Annotated in this window: 18 protein-coding genes; 4 read left to right on the top strand and 14 right to left on the bottom strand. The window is 36.2% G+C overall.

Features of this window, described 5'->3' with window-relative positions; genetic code table 11:
- The first annotated feature begins 16 nt into the window (after nucleotides 1–16).
- The gene (locus ACQKMV_RS01775) at nucleotides 17–223 is read left to right on the top strand and encodes a hypothetical protein (RefSeq protein ID WP_427502122.1); all 207 of its coding nucleotides are present in this window, start codon (nucleotides 17–19) and stop codon (nucleotides 221–223) included.
- Nucleotides 224–591: 368 nt separating this feature from the next.
- Here ACQKMV_RS01775 and ACQKMV_RS01770 read toward each other — a convergent pair whose 3' ends face one another.
- From ACQKMV_RS01770 to ACQKMV_RS01750, 5 genes are all read right to left on the bottom strand, one after another.
- Complete coding sequence (locus ACQKMV_RS01770; RefSeq protein ID WP_427502121.1) at nucleotides 592–1,416, bottom strand: protein phosphatase 2C domain-containing protein; 825 nt, start codon at nucleotides 1,414–1,416, stop codon at nucleotides 592–594.
- Nucleotides 1,409–1,861, bottom strand: a complete 453-nt coding sequence (locus tag ACQKMV_RS01765) for an HIT family protein (protein WP_427502120.1) — start codon at nucleotides 1,859–1,861, stop codon at nucleotides 1,409–1,411. The genes ACQKMV_RS01770 and ACQKMV_RS01765 overlap by 8 nt, the downstream gene beginning before the upstream one ends.
- 141 nt (nucleotides 1,862–2,002) lie before the next feature.
- Complete coding sequence (locus tag ACQKMV_RS01760) at nucleotides 2,003–3,187, bottom strand: iron-containing alcohol dehydrogenase (protein WP_427502119.1); 1,185 nt, start codon at nucleotides 3,185–3,187, stop codon at nucleotides 2,003–2,005.
- A gap of 22 nt (nucleotides 3,188–3,209) precedes the next feature.
- The gene (locus ACQKMV_RS01755; RefSeq protein WP_427502118.1) at nucleotides 3,210–3,971 is read right to left on the bottom strand and encodes a 3-hydroxybutyrate dehydrogenase; all 762 of its coding nucleotides are present in this window, start codon (nucleotides 3,969–3,971) and stop codon (nucleotides 3,210–3,212) included.
- Nucleotides 3,972–4,222: 251 nt separating this feature from the next.
- The gene (locus ACQKMV_RS01750; protein WP_427502117.1) at nucleotides 4,223–5,743 is read right to left on the bottom strand and encodes a CoA-acylating methylmalonate-semialdehyde dehydrogenase; all 1,521 of its coding nucleotides are present in this window, start codon (nucleotides 5,741–5,743) and stop codon (nucleotides 4,223–4,225) included.
- A gap of 266 nt (nucleotides 5,744–6,009) precedes the next feature.
- Between ACQKMV_RS01750 and ACQKMV_RS01745 the strand changes: the two genes are divergently transcribed.
- Entirely contained in the window at nucleotides 6,010–6,624 is a 615-nt protein-coding gene (locus ACQKMV_RS01745; RefSeq protein ID WP_427502116.1) for a TetR/AcrR family transcriptional regulator, read from the top strand.
- Between the two features lie 369 nt (nucleotides 6,625–6,993).
- On the opposite strand, the gene ACQKMV_RS01740 is transcribed toward ACQKMV_RS01745, so the two are convergent.
- The 6 genes from ACQKMV_RS01740 to ACQKMV_RS01715 form a co-directional block, all read right to left on the bottom strand.
- Complete coding sequence (locus ACQKMV_RS01740) at nucleotides 6,994–8,997, bottom strand: EAL domain-containing protein (protein WP_427502115.1); 2,004 nt, start codon at nucleotides 8,995–8,997, stop codon at nucleotides 6,994–6,996.
- Nucleotides 8,998–9,026: 29 nt separating this feature from the next.
- Nucleotides 9,027–11,183 carry an RNA degradosome polyphosphate kinase gene (locus ACQKMV_RS01735; RefSeq protein WP_427502114.1) on the bottom strand — a complete coding sequence of 719 codons (2,157 nt, stop codon included), beginning with the start codon at nucleotides 11,181–11,183 and terminating at the stop codon, nucleotides 9,027–9,029.
- Complete coding sequence (locus tag ACQKMV_RS01730) at nucleotides 11,173–12,726, bottom strand: Ppx/GppA family phosphatase (protein ID WP_427502113.1); 1,554 nt, start codon at nucleotides 12,724–12,726, stop codon at nucleotides 11,173–11,175. Before ACQKMV_RS01730 ends, ACQKMV_RS01735 begins: the two co-directional genes overlap by 11 nt.
- A 368-nt stretch (nucleotides 12,727–13,094) precedes the next feature.
- A complete protein-coding gene (locus tag ACQKMV_RS01725; protein WP_427502112.1) occupies nucleotides 13,095–13,997 on the bottom strand; it encodes a chemotaxis protein in 903 nt (300 codons plus the stop codon).
- Nucleotides 13,998–14,296: 299 nt separating this feature from the next.
- Nucleotides 14,297–15,625 carry an MFS transporter gene (locus ACQKMV_RS01720; protein ID WP_427502111.1) on the bottom strand — a complete coding sequence of 443 codons (1,329 nt, stop codon included), beginning with the start codon at nucleotides 15,623–15,625 and terminating at the stop codon, nucleotides 14,297–14,299.
- Between the two features lie 196 nt (nucleotides 15,626–15,821).
- Nucleotides 15,822–16,139, bottom strand: coding sequence for a winged helix-turn-helix transcriptional regulator (locus ACQKMV_RS01715; RefSeq protein ID WP_427502110.1), 318 nt, complete (start codon nucleotides 16,137–16,139; stop codon nucleotides 15,822–15,824).
- A 156-nt stretch (nucleotides 16,140–16,295) separates the two neighbouring features.
- On the opposite strand from ACQKMV_RS01715, the gene ACQKMV_RS01710 reads away from it, so the two are divergent.
- On the top strand, nucleotides 16,296–16,688 hold the full coding sequence (locus ACQKMV_RS01710; protein WP_427502109.1) for a DoxX family protein: 393 nt from the start codon (nucleotides 16,296–16,298) through the stop codon (nucleotides 16,686–16,688).
- A gap of 322 nt (nucleotides 16,689–17,010) precedes the next feature.
- Here the strand turns inward: ACQKMV_RS01710 and ACQKMV_RS01705 are convergent, their stop codons facing one another.
- The 3 genes from ACQKMV_RS01705 to ACQKMV_RS01695 form a co-directional block, all read right to left on the bottom strand.
- Complete coding sequence (locus ACQKMV_RS01705; protein ID WP_427502108.1) at nucleotides 17,011–17,877, bottom strand: NAD(P)-dependent oxidoreductase; 867 nt, start codon at nucleotides 17,875–17,877, stop codon at nucleotides 17,011–17,013.
- A gap of 370 nt (nucleotides 17,878–18,247) precedes the next feature.
- Nucleotides 18,248–18,424 carry a Spo0E family sporulation regulatory protein-aspartic acid phosphatase gene (locus ACQKMV_RS01700; protein WP_427502107.1) on the bottom strand — a complete coding sequence of 59 codons (177 nt, stop codon included), beginning with the start codon at nucleotides 18,422–18,424 and terminating at the stop codon, nucleotides 18,248–18,250.
- A 92-nt stretch (nucleotides 18,425–18,516) separates the two neighbouring features.
- Complete coding sequence (locus tag ACQKMV_RS01695; protein ID WP_427502106.1) at nucleotides 18,517–18,705, bottom strand: hypothetical protein; 189 nt, start codon at nucleotides 18,703–18,705, stop codon at nucleotides 18,517–18,519.
- Between the two features lie 124 nt (nucleotides 18,706–18,829).
- Between ACQKMV_RS01695 and ACQKMV_RS01690 the strand changes: the two genes are divergently transcribed.
- Nucleotides 18,830–19,018, top strand: a complete 189-nt coding sequence (locus ACQKMV_RS01690) for a YkvS family protein (protein WP_285400261.1) — start codon at nucleotides 18,830–18,832, stop codon at nucleotides 19,016–19,018.
- Nucleotides 19,019–19,033: the final 15 nt, after the last annotated feature.

The following is a 19,033-nucleotide window of genomic DNA, read 5'->3' as shown; positions in this document are numbered from 1 at the left end:
AAGAGGGGGTTCTATTATGGTCAAATCATTAAAGGGTCAATTCATTCTTGCATGCTTTACATCATCGATGTTTACCATTAATATTTTTATGCTGTTCAATAGAGGACCAATTCAAATAGATAACTTTCAGGTAAATATTTGGATATTTACCGCAGTGGCAGCGGCTTTTAATTTAGGTGTACAATCACAAAGATATTTTCAATCAAAAAAAACAGCACGGTAAAATCCTAATCCAATAAAAAAGGGCAGATAATATTGTATATTCTCTGTCCTTTTAGCATGTTCTTATTACCTAATTTAATGTTTAAAAAGTATAATAAAGTCGTTTAATTATCGAAATGTGCAATAATTAATAAATCTTAGCTTGTGACTTTCAGAGTCTCGGCTAAAACCTTCCAAGCCTCTGCTTCTGTCCAAGCACGATAAATAGTAACTGCTATGTTTGAGTTCTTTTTGAACTCAAATACTGTACCTTCTTAAAGGGATGTCCCCACAGCTTGCCTGCTGACCCTCTCGCGGGTATCCACCATTTCCGCGCTAGTATCCTTTCTTTGCGCAACATTTTATCACAATCATCATTTTTAAAATCAACTAAGAACTTGTTACTTGATTACTTGCTCTAGTGGCTTCTTTTGAAATATCAACTTTCCAAAAAACTATGGTAGTGCTATCTCTGACACCATTTTTTTTGATATTCTTTAACATTGACCAAATGCTCTCTTTATCCTTAGAGTTAAAGAAGGAATTATAAATGTTAATAGGGTTAGAGTATGGTTCATGGGGACATTCAATTAAGCCATCTGTAGTTAGAAAAAGACGATTTTCGCCTTTTCTTAATTCTTTTATTCCAACACTATAGCAAGGGACGTCCTGTTCAAAAGTATTGACTTGTCCTATCCATTCGTAAAATTGCCTTTGATTTAATTGGTACTGACCTAATGCAGCCAATTCTTGGTGAAATAAAAAAAGAACACAGTCTCCAACTGAAAACCACCATACATATTTATCCTTTCTTACAACAATTAAACATGCAGTTTCTCCAGTAATATTTTTGCAAACAGATAAGAACTCTTCCGATTGAAATATCGTTAAAATCTTCTCTTCAAACCTTTTAAAGGTTTGATGGTTTGTCGGTAATGATAATAAATGTTTAATTTCATGTTTATGATAAAAAAATTGTTCGATAATTATTTGAGCACTCTCAGACGTATTATGAGCATCTAGTAAAATGGAAAATTCCCAATCTTGCTTTTCATCGAGCCATACTAAACACCCATCTTCGTTTTTATATTGTCCTGCATCAGAATTACCACCATATCGCCCAACAATAACATGCTTGATTTGATAAAGATTTGGATGATCAATGAAGTTGTCTTGGCTGCCTATCCAGCTAAAATCTTCTATAATTTCACTCATCTGCATTATTCTCTAGATATGTTTTTATTCGAGTACAAAGTTTAATAACTTCTATATCGTCACCCATCGGAGCATCTTCCCAATCATACACATCATTTGGTCCCCAATACTGTTTAGGGGTATTAGGATATCGAGGAACTAAATGCATATGCAAATGTGGCACCGAGTTACCGGAAACTAATGAATAAATATGCTCTGCCTTTTCACACTCCATTATTGCCTTACTGACTCTAGCCATAATGACACCAAATGCTTTTGCCTCTTCTATTGTCATATCTCCAAGTGTGGGAACATGCCTTTTTAAATCAATCATAATATGACCTAAATAATTGGGAGCTCCATTTTTATCAATATGTCCAACATAAACATATTCGTCTTCATAAATCCTTAACTCTGAAGCTTGGATGTTGCTAGCATGTTTATTGCAAATAAAACATTCCTCCATTAATCTCCACTCCCTTGTTCGAATTTTCAAAATTATAACACAACCATTAATTAATTGGTCTATTTTTCCTGAACAATAAAAATAGAGTTACAAATTACATATGATTTGTAACTCTATTTTAGACAGTTTCTTTTTGAAATCCTAAAACTCATAATGATAAGCAATTTTATAAAGCTCTATTAGCTCTTCATGTGTCGGCACCTTAGGATTATTTCCAGGGCTACCGCTTGCGATTGCGTCCGTTGCCATTTTTGGAATAGCTGCGTAAAATGCTTCCTCATCAATTCCCCATTGCTTTAAATTACCTACATCCATCTTCTTACACATTTCCTTAATCGAAACAATGGCTAAATCGGCAAGGTCTTTTTGAGACAAAGTGGCTTCATCCTTATTAAAGAGTTTACCGATATCTGCTAGTCGGACGATACAAGCATCTTTTGAATATTCTAATACTGCTGGTAAAAGCATGGCATTGGAAATACCATGCGGCACATGGAATAGTGCTCCTATCGGACGAGACATGCCATGTACTAAAGCGACAGAAGCATTTGAGAAGGAAAGACCTGCTTGCATTGAACCTAGAGACATTGCTTCCCGAGCATCAATATCGTTACCTTGTTTATAAACTTTTAAAATATTATTAACGATTAGCTCCATTGCTGATAATGCGAGTGCATTCGAGTAAGGATGGGCTAAACGTGATAAATAGCTTTCAACAGCATGGCTTAATGCGTCGATACCAGTCGCAGCAGTGATGGCGGGTGGAGATGTAACCGTTAAAATCGGATCTACAATCGCTATGTTCGGCATAAATGCAGGCTGCTTAATCATCATTTTCACTTCATTCTTCGTGTTAGTAATAACTGTTGCATCCGTTGCTTCTGAGCCAGTCCCTGCTGTTGTCGGAATCGCAATATGTGGAATCGGTGCTTCCTCAGCAATTTTCGCCATTTTCATATAATCGCCAATATAGCCACCATTCGTTGCAACTACTGCGATTGCTTTTCCTGTATCGATACAGCTTCCACCGCCAACAGAAATGATAATATCACAGCCCTCAGCTTGTAAAACATGTAGCCCCTCTGCTACATATGTATCCACTGGTTCAGTTGTGACACCTAAATATGAAACCGCTCCCAATCCACTAGCTCTTAATAAAGCGCTACATTGATTAACAAAGCCTAAGCTATCCATTATTGGATCACTAATAATAAGTGCCTTAGTCCCCAGTTTTTTCGCATAGACTCCCACTTCTTCAAAAGAATCTCTCCCATAAAGGATTGTTCCTGGTGAGTTTACTGTGAAGATTGTTTTTGTTTGAATCATATTTCATCCCCCTTAGCCTTTGCTATTGTGCTGTATAACCGCCATCCAAAATAATGGCTTGACCTGTTAATCCTTTTGCCATGTCACTAGCTAAATAAAGCGCAAGTCCTGTAATTTCTGATACATCCAGTAAGCGTTTTTGAGGAACGAGTGGATAAAGCACCTGCTCGAGCACTTCCTCTACTTGAATGCCTCTTGTCTTTGCCAAATCCGTAAACTGATTACGTACTAATTCTGTATCGACATACCCTGGACAAATCGCATTAACTGTTATCCCCTCAGTTGCAACCTCTAGCGCCGCCACTTTCGTTAAACCGATAAGCCCATGTTTGGCAGCATTGTATCCAGCCTTACCTGCAAACCCAATAACACCATTAATGGATGCCATATTAATAATGCGTCCAAATTTATTCTTCTTCATATGTGGTAACGCATATTTCATTGCTATAAAAGGTGCAACAAGCATCACTTTTTGCATGGATTCGAAGATTTCTGTCGCGAAATCCTCTATAAGAGAAACATGCTGAAACCCTGCGTTGTTGATTAAAATATCTATGACATTAAACTTTTTAACAGTAAAGTCAATCGCATCATGAATTGCTTGTTCATCTGTAACATCACATGTGTATGCAGTTAATTGCGGATTGTGTTTAATTACCTCCGCTAAAAGCTGTTCATTAATATCTGTTATAACTACATTCGCTCCCTGCTCAGCAAACGCTAGTGCCATGGATAAACCGATACCACGGGCTGCTCCTGTAATAAAAACTGTTTTTCCTTTCACGCAAAACCCCTCCTATATTTCTCCTGAGAATAATATGTTTCCGAGTATCGTCCTATGAGAAACAGTTGATTTTTTCAAGGAGAGTGGCGACTCCTGCGGGATGAGCCTGCAACGAGGATATTGAAGTCAAGCCCGCGGAAAGCGCCAACTCAGAGTAAAAATCAGCCTTTGTTTATTGACATACATTATTTTATATTTTTTCTTTTGTCGACAAGCTGAGAGCTGTAAAAGAATACAGCTCTTCATTTGAACTAGTCGTTATTACTTGGGAATGCAAACGTAGATGCTGTTGATGCTTGACCTGCCATCCAACGCTCTGATATTGTTTTTGTTTTTGTGAAGAAGCGTGCCTGATCGGGCCCAAACATATGCCCTTCTCCAAAACGAGAACCTTTAAATCCAGCAAAGTTATGGTAGCCTACTGGGATTGGAATTGGGACATTCACGCCAACCATACCAACATCGATTTCTGTAGTAAATTTACGAGCTGCTAAACCGTCATTCGTAAAGATTGTTACTCCATTTCCGAGCTCATGCTTATTAATAAGTTGGATGGCTTCGTCCAATGAATTCACACGTACAACATTTCGAGCAGGGCCGAATATTTCTTGTTCATAAATTTCCATGCCTGGTTTTACGTTATCTAGCAGTGTTGGTCCTACGAAGAATCCTTTTGACTCTTTGACAATATCAAGTTCACGGCCATCACAAACAATTGTTGCGCCTTCAGACTCTCCTCGATTGATCGCCGAAATAATCGCTTCCTTCGATTGCTGTGAAATGACAGGGCCAAAATCTGTTTCTGGATTTGTATATGAGCCTACCTTCAAATTAGCGATTTTCTCCTTTAAGATCTCAACAAGACGATCTGCTGTATCCTTTCCAACAGGCATGATCGTAGAGATGGCCATACAACGTTGAGAGGCTGCTCCATATGCTGCTCCGATAAATGCATTTGCTACCTGGTCAAGATCTGCATCTGGCATAACAACCATATTGTTTTTCCCTCCACCAAGGGCTGTGACACGTTTACCGTATTTCGAACCTGTTTCATAAATATATTTGGCAACAGGTGTCGATCCAACAAATGAAATTGCTTGCACACTCGGGTTTTCTAATAGTTCATTAACTGCATCTTTATCCCCATTTACTACCGTCCAAATACCATCTGGTAACCCAGCCTTTTTCCAAAGCTCACTAACATATAAGGCAGTCATAGGAACACGTTCGGAAGCTTTTAAAATAACTGCATTACCAACAGCAATTGCCATACTTGTTTGCGCTAAAGGGACCATGATTGGGAAGTTAAATGGCGAAATGGCCGCTACAACACCTAATGGATATTTAGCAGAGTAGGCATTAATGTCACCGCCAACATTGACTGAATACTCTCCCTTCATTAAATGAGGCGCACTGATAGCTAAGTCAACAGACTCCAAACCTCGTGTAATTTCACCTTTTGCATCCTCGATTGTTTTACCGCTTTCTTTACATATAATTTGTAAAAGCTCCTCCATATTTTCAGTAATAAGGTTACGGAATTTTAATACGACCTCTGCACGCTTAGCTACTGACGTATCACGCCATTGTGGAAAAGCTGCCTGTGCCTTATCAATTGCCTCCCGAGTTTCTTTTACCGTTGCAAGTGGCACCTTTGCAATGACCTCACCAGTAGTTGGATTGTATACAGAACCAAAGCGACTACTTTTTCCTTCAACAAGTTCTCCACCAATGAAATGTGTTAATGTTTTAACCTCATGTGCCGTTGTCATATTTCTTGTCCTCCTTTAAAGTTGTCATTTTTTAGATTTAAATAAGTTACAGACATATCATTCTTTCTTGAAAATCCAATGCACACTAGCCAACTCTAGTCTTTTATCGTAACATTAGTACGAGAAAATCTGAATGACCACAGTCATTGACTTCAGTCATTTAAATCATAATCAAATTAATTCCATATCGTCAATCAAAATTTTTATATTTTCAGATTTTTTCACAAGAACATCTTAATATATTTAATTCGGAGGAATATGAGAATATGAATTCATTAACGAGCCGTCAAAAAAAAGCATTAGAAACACGTGAGAAATTACTCAGAGCATCATTAGACTTATTTAATGAATATGGCTTCGAGCATGTGTCTGTTGAACAAATTACTAAAGTATGTAATGTATCGAAGGGAACGTTTTACACTCATTTTCCATCTAAGTACGATGTTATTTTAGAAAAATTTAAGGAACTTGATAGTTTTTATAGCACTGTGGAAAAAAATATAGACTCTTCTTTGCCAGCAAGCGAAAAAATTCTAACACTTTATAAAGAGCAAATGATGTATTTAACAAACATTATTGGAAAGGATTTAATGCGTACAGTCTATACTGCAGCAATGACAAGTCAAGTGGAGCAAGATCATTATTTAATAAATCCACAAAGAAAAATATTTCAAATCATTAATTCTTATATAGAGGAAGGCATTCGACTTGGAGAATTTCGTCAAGATTTGCAGGTTTCTCAAATGCAGGCTATTATTCAACGTTGTATGCGTGCAAATGTCTATGATTGGTTAATCCATAATGAAGACTTCGATTTATCCGCGGAAATGGCGCAATTTACAGCTATTGTGTTAGATGGATTGAAAGCAGAAAATAAATAGCTCATTTTAGAAGGGTTTGTTCAGGTGGAAACTGCATACGCTCGGGTGTAGTCCTTTTCTGTTCCGGTTGTAACTCCGTTCGTTCGGATTGACGGGAGAACCGCTCGGGTACAGCCACTATTCGATCGAGTAGCTAGGAGATATGATCCGGTTTGGCCCTTTTTTGATCGGCTTGAACGGTGAAGTGATCAGGTCGGCCACTTTTTGATCGGGTAGTACATAGAAGTGATCAGGTCGGCCCCTTTTTTGATCGGCTTGAACGGTGAAGTGATCAGGTTATGCCCTCATTTTGCTTAGATATCTCTCTAAATTCTAAAAAAAGTAGCACTTCATCCAATTCATGATGAAGTGCTACTTAATCAGTTTTCATTAGCTAACAAAATATTTATTAACAATGGTTTCTACGGGTAATGGCTTGTTATATAAATAGCCTTGCCCTTTTTGGCATCGATGGCGTTTTAGGAAATCAACCTGTGATGGTTCCTCGATCCCCTCAGCAATGACCTCTAATCCCAAGTTATGGGACATTGAAATAATGGCCTTAATAATTGCCTCATTTTTATCATCTTTCGTAATATCAGCTATAAATGATTGATCAATTTTTATAATGTCTATCGGGTAACGCTTTAAATAGCTTAAAGATGAATAGCCAGTTCCAAAATCATCAACTGAAACATAAACACCTAGTTGCTTCAATTCGGTTAAAATTGAAAATGTTTCATGGACATTAGTCATGGAGCTTTCGGTAATTTCCACCTCTAATAATTCTGGTGGTATATTATATTTTTTCAAGGCTGCTTTAATCTTTCGAGCAAAGTTTTCTTTTCTAAATTGTTTTGGTGAAATATTGATGGCAATTCGTACCGGTCGATAGCCCTTCATCTGCCACTCCTCTTGATAGCGACATACCTCGTCAATAATCCAATCCCCGATTTCAATTATTAAGCCTGATGCCTCTGCAATAGGTATAAACTGCGCAGGAGATACAAAGCCAAATTTTCGATTATTCCATCGTAATAACGCCTCAAAGCTATTTATGCTGTTATTCGTTAAATCCATTTGTGGCTGTAAATGAATACTGAGCTCATTAAATTCAATAGCACGGCGTAAATGGGCCTCCATTAGCGCCTCATTTGGAAAAATAGTGGTCATATCTTCACGATAGTAACGGAAGTGTGAACGCCCATGCTCTTTTACAGAAAATAATGCTTTATCTGCTTTACGTACAAGGGTTTCTAAATCCTTGCCATCTGCTGGACTAAGTGAGATACCAATAGACACGCTAATAAAATATTCCTGTCCATCAATCATGAATGGCTGTTTTAATGCGTCTAAAATAGCGTTAGCCGTATGTTCAATTTTGTTGACGGTTGCATCTTTTAGAACAAAAATAAATTCATCGCTATTATAACGATAAAGCGAGCATTTGGAGTAACAAAGCTCACGAAGTCTATGACTAAACATTCGCATAAGTTCATCTCCCTTACTTTCACCAAGGGATTCATTAAACTTTTTAAAGCGATCAATATCCACTAAAATAATAGCTGCTTGCTTATTATGCTTTTTATCATTTAAATGCTGAAGCCAATGCTCCTTAAAAGCCTTGCGATTCCAAATACCCGTTAATTCATCCATTAGTGCTAGGTAATAAAAGGCCTCATGATCATTCATAAATGAATTGGCGTCTTTCACAAATAAATGTACACCTATAATTTCACCATTAAAGTACGTTGGATGCGTTCTTAAATAAAATGGTTCTTTACTTAGCAATTGACGTTTAAACAGGCATTGGGGCATACCAAATGCTGAGCCCTCAATTGTTTTTGCAAATAATAATTTAAATTCGTTGATATACTTACTCTCTAATAATGAAAAAATATTTTGTCCTATCAAGCTTTGATGTTCTTTTGATAAAAGAGAAGTGGCAACAACGTTTTGGTGAATAATGCGACCTTGTAAATCAGTTGTTACTACCGGACTTACATGCTGTTCCACAAATTGCAAATACGGTTCTACTTCATTCTGCTTTTCACGTAGAATAACTGCTACAACTTCGTTTTCTAAGGGCTGTACACACACAACAAATGATTTTACTTTGTGCTCCGTACATTCCTTTAGACTTTGGTCTATATTTAATTCTTGTTGTAATATATTCGATAATTGTAGCCAGCATTGCTCCGTAAAAAAATGTTCTGCGTTGGTGGCTTTCACATCTTGTAGCTTAATTAATGACGGTAGCTTATCGTTAAAATTAACGATTTCAAACGCTTTTGTATCAACTTTTCTCAAACATACGACTGCATCAAATGGATTAAGTTGTATGATTTGATGATAGTCTGCAAATTGCGCTACATTCTTTTTATATTTTTTCATTATATCCCTCACTAAGTAGCGTGTTTGCTTTATTCTTCGTCTAGCGTAGGCTTTAGTGCATCCTTTAGGAATATTTCCTGACTATTAATTGGATCTTCACTACGATCAAACTCTTTGTAATGATATTTTCCATTGGAGTCTTGAATACGAGCTTTTGCTGTATCCTCAAGTTGTGTATTCATGATGTTAATAATACGAGCTTTTGCTTCGCTTGCATATACAGGGAATAAAATCTCTACACGTTTAATCATATTACGAGTCATCATATCTGCGGAAGATAAGTATACTTTATTTTCTCCATTATGATGGAACCAATAAATACGAGAATGCTCAAGGAAACGACCAACAATACTCGTTACTTTTATGTTTTCACTAATCCCAGGGATGCCTGGTCTAATGCAACAAATACCACGAATGATAAGCTCTACTTTCACACCTGCAATAGACGCTTCATACAACTTCATCATTAAATCTTTGTCCGTTAGTGAATTCATTTTAGCTCGTATAAAACCATTACCATGCTTCTTGTGACAAGCAATTTCCTCATCCATTAACCTAATAAATTCATCTCGAATATCAAACGGCGCCACGACTAAATGATTAAAAGTTGGCTTTTCTGTATAACCGCTTAAATAGTTAAAGAAGTTAGTGGCATCAATGCCAAATTCCTTATCTGACGTTATTATACCCATGTCTGTATAAATTTTGGCAGTTGCATCATTATAATTCCCGGTTCCAAGATGTACAAAACGCTCAATTTTTCCATTTCGCCGACTTACAACAAGCGTTATTTTTGAGTGTGTTTTTAAGTTATTCATACCGTAAATGACAAGACATCCAGCTTGCTCAAGTTGCTTTGCCCAATGCACATTATTTTCTTCATCAAAACGTGCTTTCAATTCAACTAAAACGGTTACCTGTTTTCCATTTTCTGCTGCAAGCTTTAACGCTTGTATAATGGGTGAATTACCACTTACACGATATAATGTTTGTTTGATTGCTAAAACGTTCGGATTAACGGCCGCTTCTGAGATAAAATCTACGATTGGCGCAAACGACTCATATGGATGATGGAAAAAAATATCTTGTTGTAGTGCTTTTTCAAAAATATTTTCATCCGATTGCAAATCTAATGGTGGTTGCGGGATAAAGCTTTCATATTCTAAATGTTCTCGGCCAACAGATATGCCTTTTACAAACGAGAACATAAAAGTTAAATCTAGCGGTCCATCTATATGAAAGACATCTGTTTCTTCAATTTCAAATTCATCTAGTAAGTATTGAAGAACTTCCTCACTCATTTCGCCCTCACGAACTTCTAAGCGACTGCCTACACCCCATTTACGTTTTTTCAGCTCTTTTTCGATTTCTACAAGTAAATCTCTTGCACCTTCCTCATGAATCGTTAAATCCGCATTACGTGTCAAACGGAAAGCCTGTGCTGATTTAACACTGTAACCATAAAAGAGCTTTTCTATATGTGCTACAATTACGTCTTCTAGTAAGACAATAACTGTCTCTCCGTCTGCTGATGGTACTTTAATATAACGATCTAAGACAGATGGAACTTGGACAATTGCTACCTTTTCACGATTTTCTAAGTCTGCGTCATCTTGCTCTAATAAAACAAGTAAATTTAATGTTTTACCAAGCAAAGTTGGGAAAGGACGATATGCATCTACAGCTACAGGTGTTAAAACAGGGAAGATGGTTTCTGCAAACATTTCATTGACAAATGCTTTTTGCGTACTATTTAAGTCTTTCATGTCTGCAATATGTACATTATGTTGTGGTAATAAATCATATATTAAATGTCTGTAAACTTCAGTTTGTCGGCGCACTAATGCCTGAGTTCGCTCTGCAATTTTCGCTAATTGCTCTTTTGGTGTTAAGCCTGACTTATTTTCAGGCTTATGGAAACCTGCTCGTACCTGATCTTGTAGACCTGCAACACGCACCATGAAAAACTCATCTAAATTCGAGCTAAATATTGCTAAAAATTTCAGTCGTTCTAGCAGAGGATTATTGACATCCTCTGCTTCCTCCAAAACTCGTTCATTAAAGGCTAGCCAGCTCAATTCACGATTATTATAGTATTGCGGCTTAGCGATTTCCTCTAGTAATCGACTTTGTGTTTCTGTTAATCCCTCTTCAAGTAACTGATTATTCGTGACTTCAGTTGTCATAATTGTCCAACCCTTCTTCAATAAAGTTAATTTTTATAGGTATCTTTAGTGCGCGTTCTAGATGTTTTTTATGTCGATCTGCTTGATATTTTTCAGCGGCCACATTGTGTTTCACATAGATGCTAAGCTGTACATAATCTTCTTTTGTATGCATCTTAATGGCATATACAATCTTTCTTTTAGATACATTTAACGAATAAACAAATTTTAAAATTGCGCCAAAGTCTCGTATTTTACGATACTCTTCACGACTCATCCATTCTGTAAACGGAGCAGCAAAGCGTTGATAATAATCTTTATTTTTATACGAAGCTAAAAGGGCTAATTTTAAGCGCTCCTTATGATTTAGCCCATCAATAGATTGGTTCGCAATTAAATAAAAGGTATGCTGACTCGCCGAACTTAACTCAATATACTCTCCTATATTAAAAACATTTGCCGCTTTCGTTAATAATTGCAAATCTTTAGGATTATGTTGTAAATACCCAAGATTACAACATTCACGGTACAATTGATCCATTAAATTCATCAAGTAGTCCACTTCTTCTTCAGTTCGACCATACTGACGAGCCAATCTTTTAACGTTTCCCTCCATCACATTGTACTTATCAAAAGCACTTTTATCTGTTTGCAAAATACGCTGTATAATGAGTCCTTCTCGCAAACCCTTCTTTGTTATTTGGAACAATTTACTGCCAACAACCTCCATTAACACATTAAAAACCTCTAATGCAGGGACGATGATATCCGCACGATCCACTGAAAGCCCATCTAATTGTTTTAATTCATTAAAGCTTAAATTATCTAAAAATACACTAAGCTCTTCTAAATTTTGCTTCGTCATTTCGTAGCCATGTACACTCGCGATTGGAAATGCATTCTTTTGTTGATGAATTTGAGCAATATTCCGAGCACTACCACCAATAGCGATAATCGGTAAACCTATATCCTGAATCCATGGAAGTGATTTGAACTGTTCTTTGATAAATGCAATGAGTTCCTTTTTTTCACTACTATTCAGAATGTCGCCCTTTACAAAGCGTTGCTTTAAAGAAACTGTACCAAAAGGAAAACTATAAGATTTCTGTAGTTCTTTATTTTTAAAAAGCGTTATTTCTGTACTACCACCGCCAATGTCGATAGTTACAGCGGATTTCGTACCCATTGAATGCGCTACAGCAACAAAGCCATAATATGCCTCTTCTTCTTCTGATAAAAGCTCTATTTGAATGCCTGTCCGTTCTTTCATTAAGGTAATAATATTTTCTCTATTTGTCGCCTGACGGATTGCAGCTGTTGCAGCAGCTTTAACATCAGTCACTTCAAAATCATCGAGCATTGCTTTAAAAGTCAATAATGTTTCTGTTAATACTTGTATACCTTCTTCAGACATTTCACCTGATGGCTGTAAATATGTACGTAAACGTGCTACCGTTTTAATATTCCCAATCTCACGAAGTCCCTCTTCTTTATCGTATTTATACAATACTAATCGAATAGTGTTTGAGCCAATATCGATGATAGCGGTTTTTAATTCATTCAAATAATCACTTCCTTAACGCGTACAGCATATTGTTATTGGTTCTGTATCATATGTTTAAGCGAGCCACAATGTGTAGATACTCAAACAATCCGGTCCCTTTTCGTCGACGGACTGCTTAGCCTGCTCGATTTGTCGTTACAAACCTGCGAGCTCTTAGCTAACCAGTTATGGATATTTATCTTCATATCAAAAATGACCCCAACAAATAGAACCTTATTATTTTGTTCCTAGCATCATTTATCTATACAAAAAAGTCGGTGCCTAACAGAAGCATCCGACTTTCTTAAAATTATTAATATACTTTCAGGATACCCATTATTAATATTGTGAAGTACCTTTTCCAACTTTATCTTTATTAAAACTGTATTTTATAAAATAAGTTGATCTATTCGTAAAATAAGCTCCGCAATTTCTGGCTTACTAATTTGATCCTCTGCACCTACTTGATCACCTTTATGACGAAGATCATCCGTAATTAAGCTTGAGAAAATAATGACAGGGAGCTTTTGAAGATCTGGATGTTCCTTAATTTTACGTGTTAAATGATGTCCATCCATTTGTGGCATTTCAATGTCCGTCACAACTAATTGAATATGTTCAGCTACATTGCTACCACTTTTGATGATGGATTCTAGGTATTCATAAGCATCACTACCGTTTTCAAAGAATTCAACATTCTCATAACCTGCTTCATTCATAGTATCGAATAAGAGTTTTCGAAGTAATGGTGAATCTTCAGCAATTAAAATTCGTTTTTCAGAGCGCTCACGTTTACCAAGCTTTTTAACAGATTCTACACTAATACCCGAATCCGGATTAATATCTACCATAATTCTTTCGAAATCAAGCAATAAAATCATTTGCTCATTTTGCTTAATAACACCTATGACTTGTGATGTTCCTCCTTGATACATATCAGAAGGTTTCTCGATTTGATTCCAAGAAATACGGTGAATCTGCGTTACATTATCTACATGGAATACTACGCGCTGTTTATTGAACTCAGCTACAATATATTTTTGCTGAGAATTACGCTCTGTATTTTGAATACCTAATACTCGGAGCATATCAACTACTGGTAAAACCTCACCTCGTAATTGAATTATCCCTTCTACATGCGGGTGAGCGTGTGGAATAAATGTTACTGGAATCGGTTGAATTATTTCCTTCACTTTAATAACGTTAATCCCAAATTTATTGTTAGCTACTTCAAATTCAACAATTTCTAGCTCATTTGTGCCACTTTCTAATAATATACCTTTATGTTCCAAAGCAACCCCGCTCCTTTCTTTCTATCTTCAATTTATAATTCAATTGTATCATAGGCAATACATTTCTCCTACTCGCTTTTCCCAATTTTTTCATTGATTTACCTCAAGCATAACTTGGGTTGATTTCCGTTCCGACTGGGTGCTTTTATCGCTGCCGCTTCGCTTTCGCGCAGCGACAGGATGTTGGTCACGAAGGTGTTTTCACAGGACGTGATGCTTTTAGCCTTCACTCCCCTATTGCTTTTCCCCAAGGAGTCACCCAGTCTCCACTCCAATCAACTTATAGACAAGGCACATTTTTAACAAATATCATCTCCAACTTTTGAGTCATTGACCTTTAAATGTACTAATAGGCCAATTACAGTCATCACAATTAATGTCGATAAGGCAAAACGACTTGCTAACGTTCCATAATCTCTCATCCATAATGTAACCGTTCCATAGACTGCTGGCCCAATAATCGAGGATACTTTACCCGAAAATGCAAATAAGCCAAAAAACTGACCCCGTTTTTCTTCTGGAGACAATTCAATAATATATGTTCTAGATGTTACCCACATTGATCCTAGTGATATGCCAAACATACTACCAGCAAGCCAGAACATCCATTGCTCTGTCGCAAAGACTGCAAATGATAAAGCAACAATCATTAAAATCGCCACCACGGTGATTGCACGCTTGGCTCCCATAGCTTTTGTAATATAGCCAAATGAAAACGAGCCAATAATAGTCGAAACAGTAGATACTAAATAAAGCACGATAAATTGACCTGAAGTAAAGCCTACAGTCGCTGTTGCATATACAGCCATCATTGCAATCGTTGTTGCAATTGCATCATTTAAAAAGAAATAAGCAATCATAAAAGTGAAAATGGCTTTATATTGCTTCATATCCTTAAAAGTTTGAACAATTTCCTTATAGCCATCTAGAAATTTAATAGACTTTCTCTGAGACGTTGGAATAGGTGTATCTTTATTTATAAAAAATAATGGCAAAGAAAATAATAAATATAAAATGGCAGTTGGAATAAATGCTCGATGGAAATCACTGTTTCCTACATACAAATAAACAAGTAGTCCTAAAATTGTTCCAAGATAACCAATCGCTACCCCATAGCCAGAAATAAGGGGCATTTCCTCTTTTGTCCCTAAATCTCCCATCATTGAATCATAGAATACTAAACTTGAATTAAAGAAAAATTTTGCGATGATAAAACTAGCTACAACTAAAAATAAACTAAGTGGCACACCTGAATAATTTGTTGATGTCTGTAGATTCGCAAAAACACCCATCATAAAGGTGAAGAAGATGGAGATAGATGCAAACCACACTATAAATCTCTTTTTATAACCCGTATTATCAATCCATACACCAAAAAGTGGTGAAAAAACAACGAGGAAAAAGCTTGCAATGGCATTAGCATAAGAAATAAACGTACTTGCCACCTGCTGCATTACCTCATTCGTCCCTAAAACCTCGTCCATATAAAACGGGAAAAATATAGTATTAATATTTGAAGAAAATATGGTATTCGCAAAATCATAAAATGCCCACGATAAAATTGGCAATGATAAATAAAGAGCTAACTGACTCCGATGCTGTGCGTCTACTACTGAATTCCGCTTCATAAAACCCTCCTCCCCATTCTCTATATTATTAAATAAATTCACTTTTGTATTAAAAAATACCCTTTATTTATAGAAAATTAATACTATTTACAATATACAATCGTTTTTATTTAACTAACACTCTAAAATGAACGAATCTTCTCTTTCTTCATAATAAAAAAGATATCCAAGCCCCCTCGCTTGGATATCCTTTGTGCTATTCTTCTAAATTCACCCACATAGAAGACCATTGTTCAATGGCTTTAAGGACCGGCGCAAGTGCATGTCCTTTTTCTGTTAGCTCATATTCAATCACTACTGGTGTTGATGGTATAACAGTGCGTTTCACAATGTTCTCGATTTCTAATTCTTTTAATCTCTCCGTCAACACACGACTGCTAATACCCACCTGATTTTTAATTGTTGAGTATCGTTGAGGACCTTCTAATAACTGATAAATAAGCAGGGTGTTCCAGCTATGATTTAAGATTTTTAGCGCCTTTTCAAATCGTGGACAAATATTTTTTTGATCCAATTTATTTGCCTCCTTAGTATTTCGTTCTTATATAACAGTATATCATTTTTTCGAAAATTAGTTTCGAAAATAAAATTTAGTTACTTGACAAAAGTTGTTTTTAAAAATAAACTAAGTTACGAAATGTAAGTAAAAACGAAAGGAGTTTATTAAACTATGCAAAATATCGGTTCAACTATTTTACGTGTGGTACTTGGCATTATTTTTGCAGCTCACGGATTTCAAAAGTTTCAAGGTGGTATTGGCTTCACAGCTGATTATTTTGATGCCATTGGTATTCCAGGCTTTATGGCTTATATTGTAGCCATTATAGAACTAGTCGGTGGTGTAGCAATTATTTTAGGCTTAGGTACAAGACTTTTTGGCGCTTTATTGACAGTGACAATGATTGTTGCCATTTTTACAGCGAAGCTTAGCGTTGGCTTTATCGGCGCAAACGGCTTAGCTGGATATGAATTAGACTTAGCTTTAGCTGCAATTGCTTTCTACTTTGCACTTGCAGGGGCATCTAGTTTTTCTTTAGATGCAAAACTTTTTGATAAAGAGTGATGCTTCGTAGCTTGCTATTTTCTGTGTGTTAGTGAGCTGCTTCTTTATCAAAAAGTTTTGGCGTAATTGCGTCCAGATATAAAATTGTGCCTGCACAATTCATTCCTTTCAAAATCTGTGACATCCGCCGGAGGCTTTATCTTCATTCAGTTGATGTTTGGACACATTAGGATTCACATCCGCATTAAACTCACAACCATCATAGGTGAGAGTCTTCTACTGAATGAAGATATATGAAAACCCGAAGTATTCATCCTTCCAAAAGATGATACTTCGGGCTTCTTAAAATTTAAAATTCTTCAGTTTTCTAGAGTATTAACTTTTATTGATAAGCCTTTAAAAGTGCCTGTGTACCGTTTTCACCATAGCCCTCTTCCATTAGCTTTTCGTACATATCATAAGCAAGTGCTAGGCCTGGTAATGTTATCCCCATTTTGTTAGATTCGTCTAATGCAATTTTCATATCCTTTACAAAATGCTTTATATAAAAACCTGGCGCGTAATCTTCTTTTATCATACGGGGTGCTAAATTACTTAACGACCAAGAGCCTGCTGCACCAGACGAAATAGATTGCAATACTGTTGGTAAATCAAGACCTGCCTTTAAACCGTAAGCCAGTGACTCACACACACCAATCATTCCAGAAGCAATAACGATCTGATTACACATTTTAGCATGCTGTCCTGCACCAGCTTCACCTTGATAAACAATATTTTCACCAAAATGTTTCATGACTGATAAAACTTTATTGAATGCAGCACGGCTTCCTCCAACCATAATTGATAATGTCCCATTTTGAGCACCGATATCTCCTCCAGAAACAGGTGCATCTAGCGCTTCTACTCCAAGCTTTTGGGCATGCTCAAAAATTCTCTTTGCCAATGTCGGTTCGGAAGTAGTCATATCAATAACGATATTGCCGGATTCAGCTGTTTGAAATAAACCATTATCTCCAAAATAAACTTCCTCTACATCCGCAGGGTATCCAACCATCGTAAAAGCCATTTCCGTATTTTTTAATGCCTCTGCTGGTGTACTTGCCCAAGCAGCACCTAAAGCTAAAAGTGGCTCCGCCTTCTCCCTTGTGCGTGTATAAACTGTTACCTCATGACCATTTTGTAATAAATGCTTGATAATACTAGCTCCCATAACACCTGTACCGATAAATGCAATTCGCTCTTTTCCCATATGTAAATACTCCTTTGTTATAAAGGCCATCGATTGATTCTCGCAACATTTTTTAGATAATCAATCATTAGCACTTATTTGTATCTTTCAGTGTAGTTGAATAAGTGCGATAATTCAAACTCCTCTTATTAATTTGTACTAAAATTCTTATGCGCTGCATATATACGAGTAAATCACTTTCAGAGGCTTTAGCTTTCGCTACATAAAAACATTTGCTAAATGAAAAAAAAAAGAGAGCAGATGATGGGGTATCACTGCTCTAAAGGGGGAAATGAGAATGTTGCTGTGTTCATAATAAGTATTTCCCCATCAAATTCCTTTTAAACATATTATTTTAAAAAGTTTATTCTCTGGATACTGGAACATTCTTTCAATCTTCTTGATATTCTTCTTCTTCAAATGCTGTTTGTCTATAATAAGTATTCATTAACTGATCTAATCTGCGACTCAGTTGAATGGTTTTCGCATTTTGTAACCCGTTCTCTACACCTGAGCGAATCATCATCTCACGAGTTTGTTCCATTTGTTTCAAGAGTAGATTGACCATTCATTAAACCCTCCACACACAAATAATCATACCATTATTATACATTTATATTTCATTTCTTACAGCATTAACTTACGACAATGTTCGACAAATTAGCTTCTTGGAATTTCCTGATAAGTATAGATTACGCGTCCATTTTGTTTGGCCTCACCTCTAAAATGTTTAAATAAAGGATGTTTTACAAGTACTTCTCGAAACTCATAAAATTGTTCCTTTTCTATCTCTATACTTTCTAATTCCCCACTTTGTAATTGTTTAATCATGTTTTCGTATTTTTCCATTTATTCTATTCCTTTCTTTTCAGAATTTTGTGTAATAAATTATGAATTATTTAAAAAAAGCTTTACGTTTCCCATTTTTTCATGCAAACTGTATATTATTAGTCGATGAAGGAGCTGACTGTCTGTGAAAATAGCTGAAGTTGGAAATATTATCGAGTTTAAAGATGGTTTACAAGGTATAGTCGAAAAAGTAAATGAAAATTCGGTGATCGTTGATTTAACATACATGGAGAATTTCGATTCTCTTGAAATTGAAGAAAAAACGGTCGTCAACCATAAACGTTACAAAATTTTATATACAAATAAAGCTTAATAGTCTGAATAGTCC

The organism is Lysinibacillus sp. NPDC094403 (assembly GCF_050278745.1).
Lineage (GTDB): Bacteria > Bacillota > Bacilli > Bacillales_A > Planococcaceae > Lysinibacillus.
The sequence above is the reverse complement of the archived record's forward strand: the minus strand, read 5'-3'. Positions and strand labels throughout refer to the sequence as shown.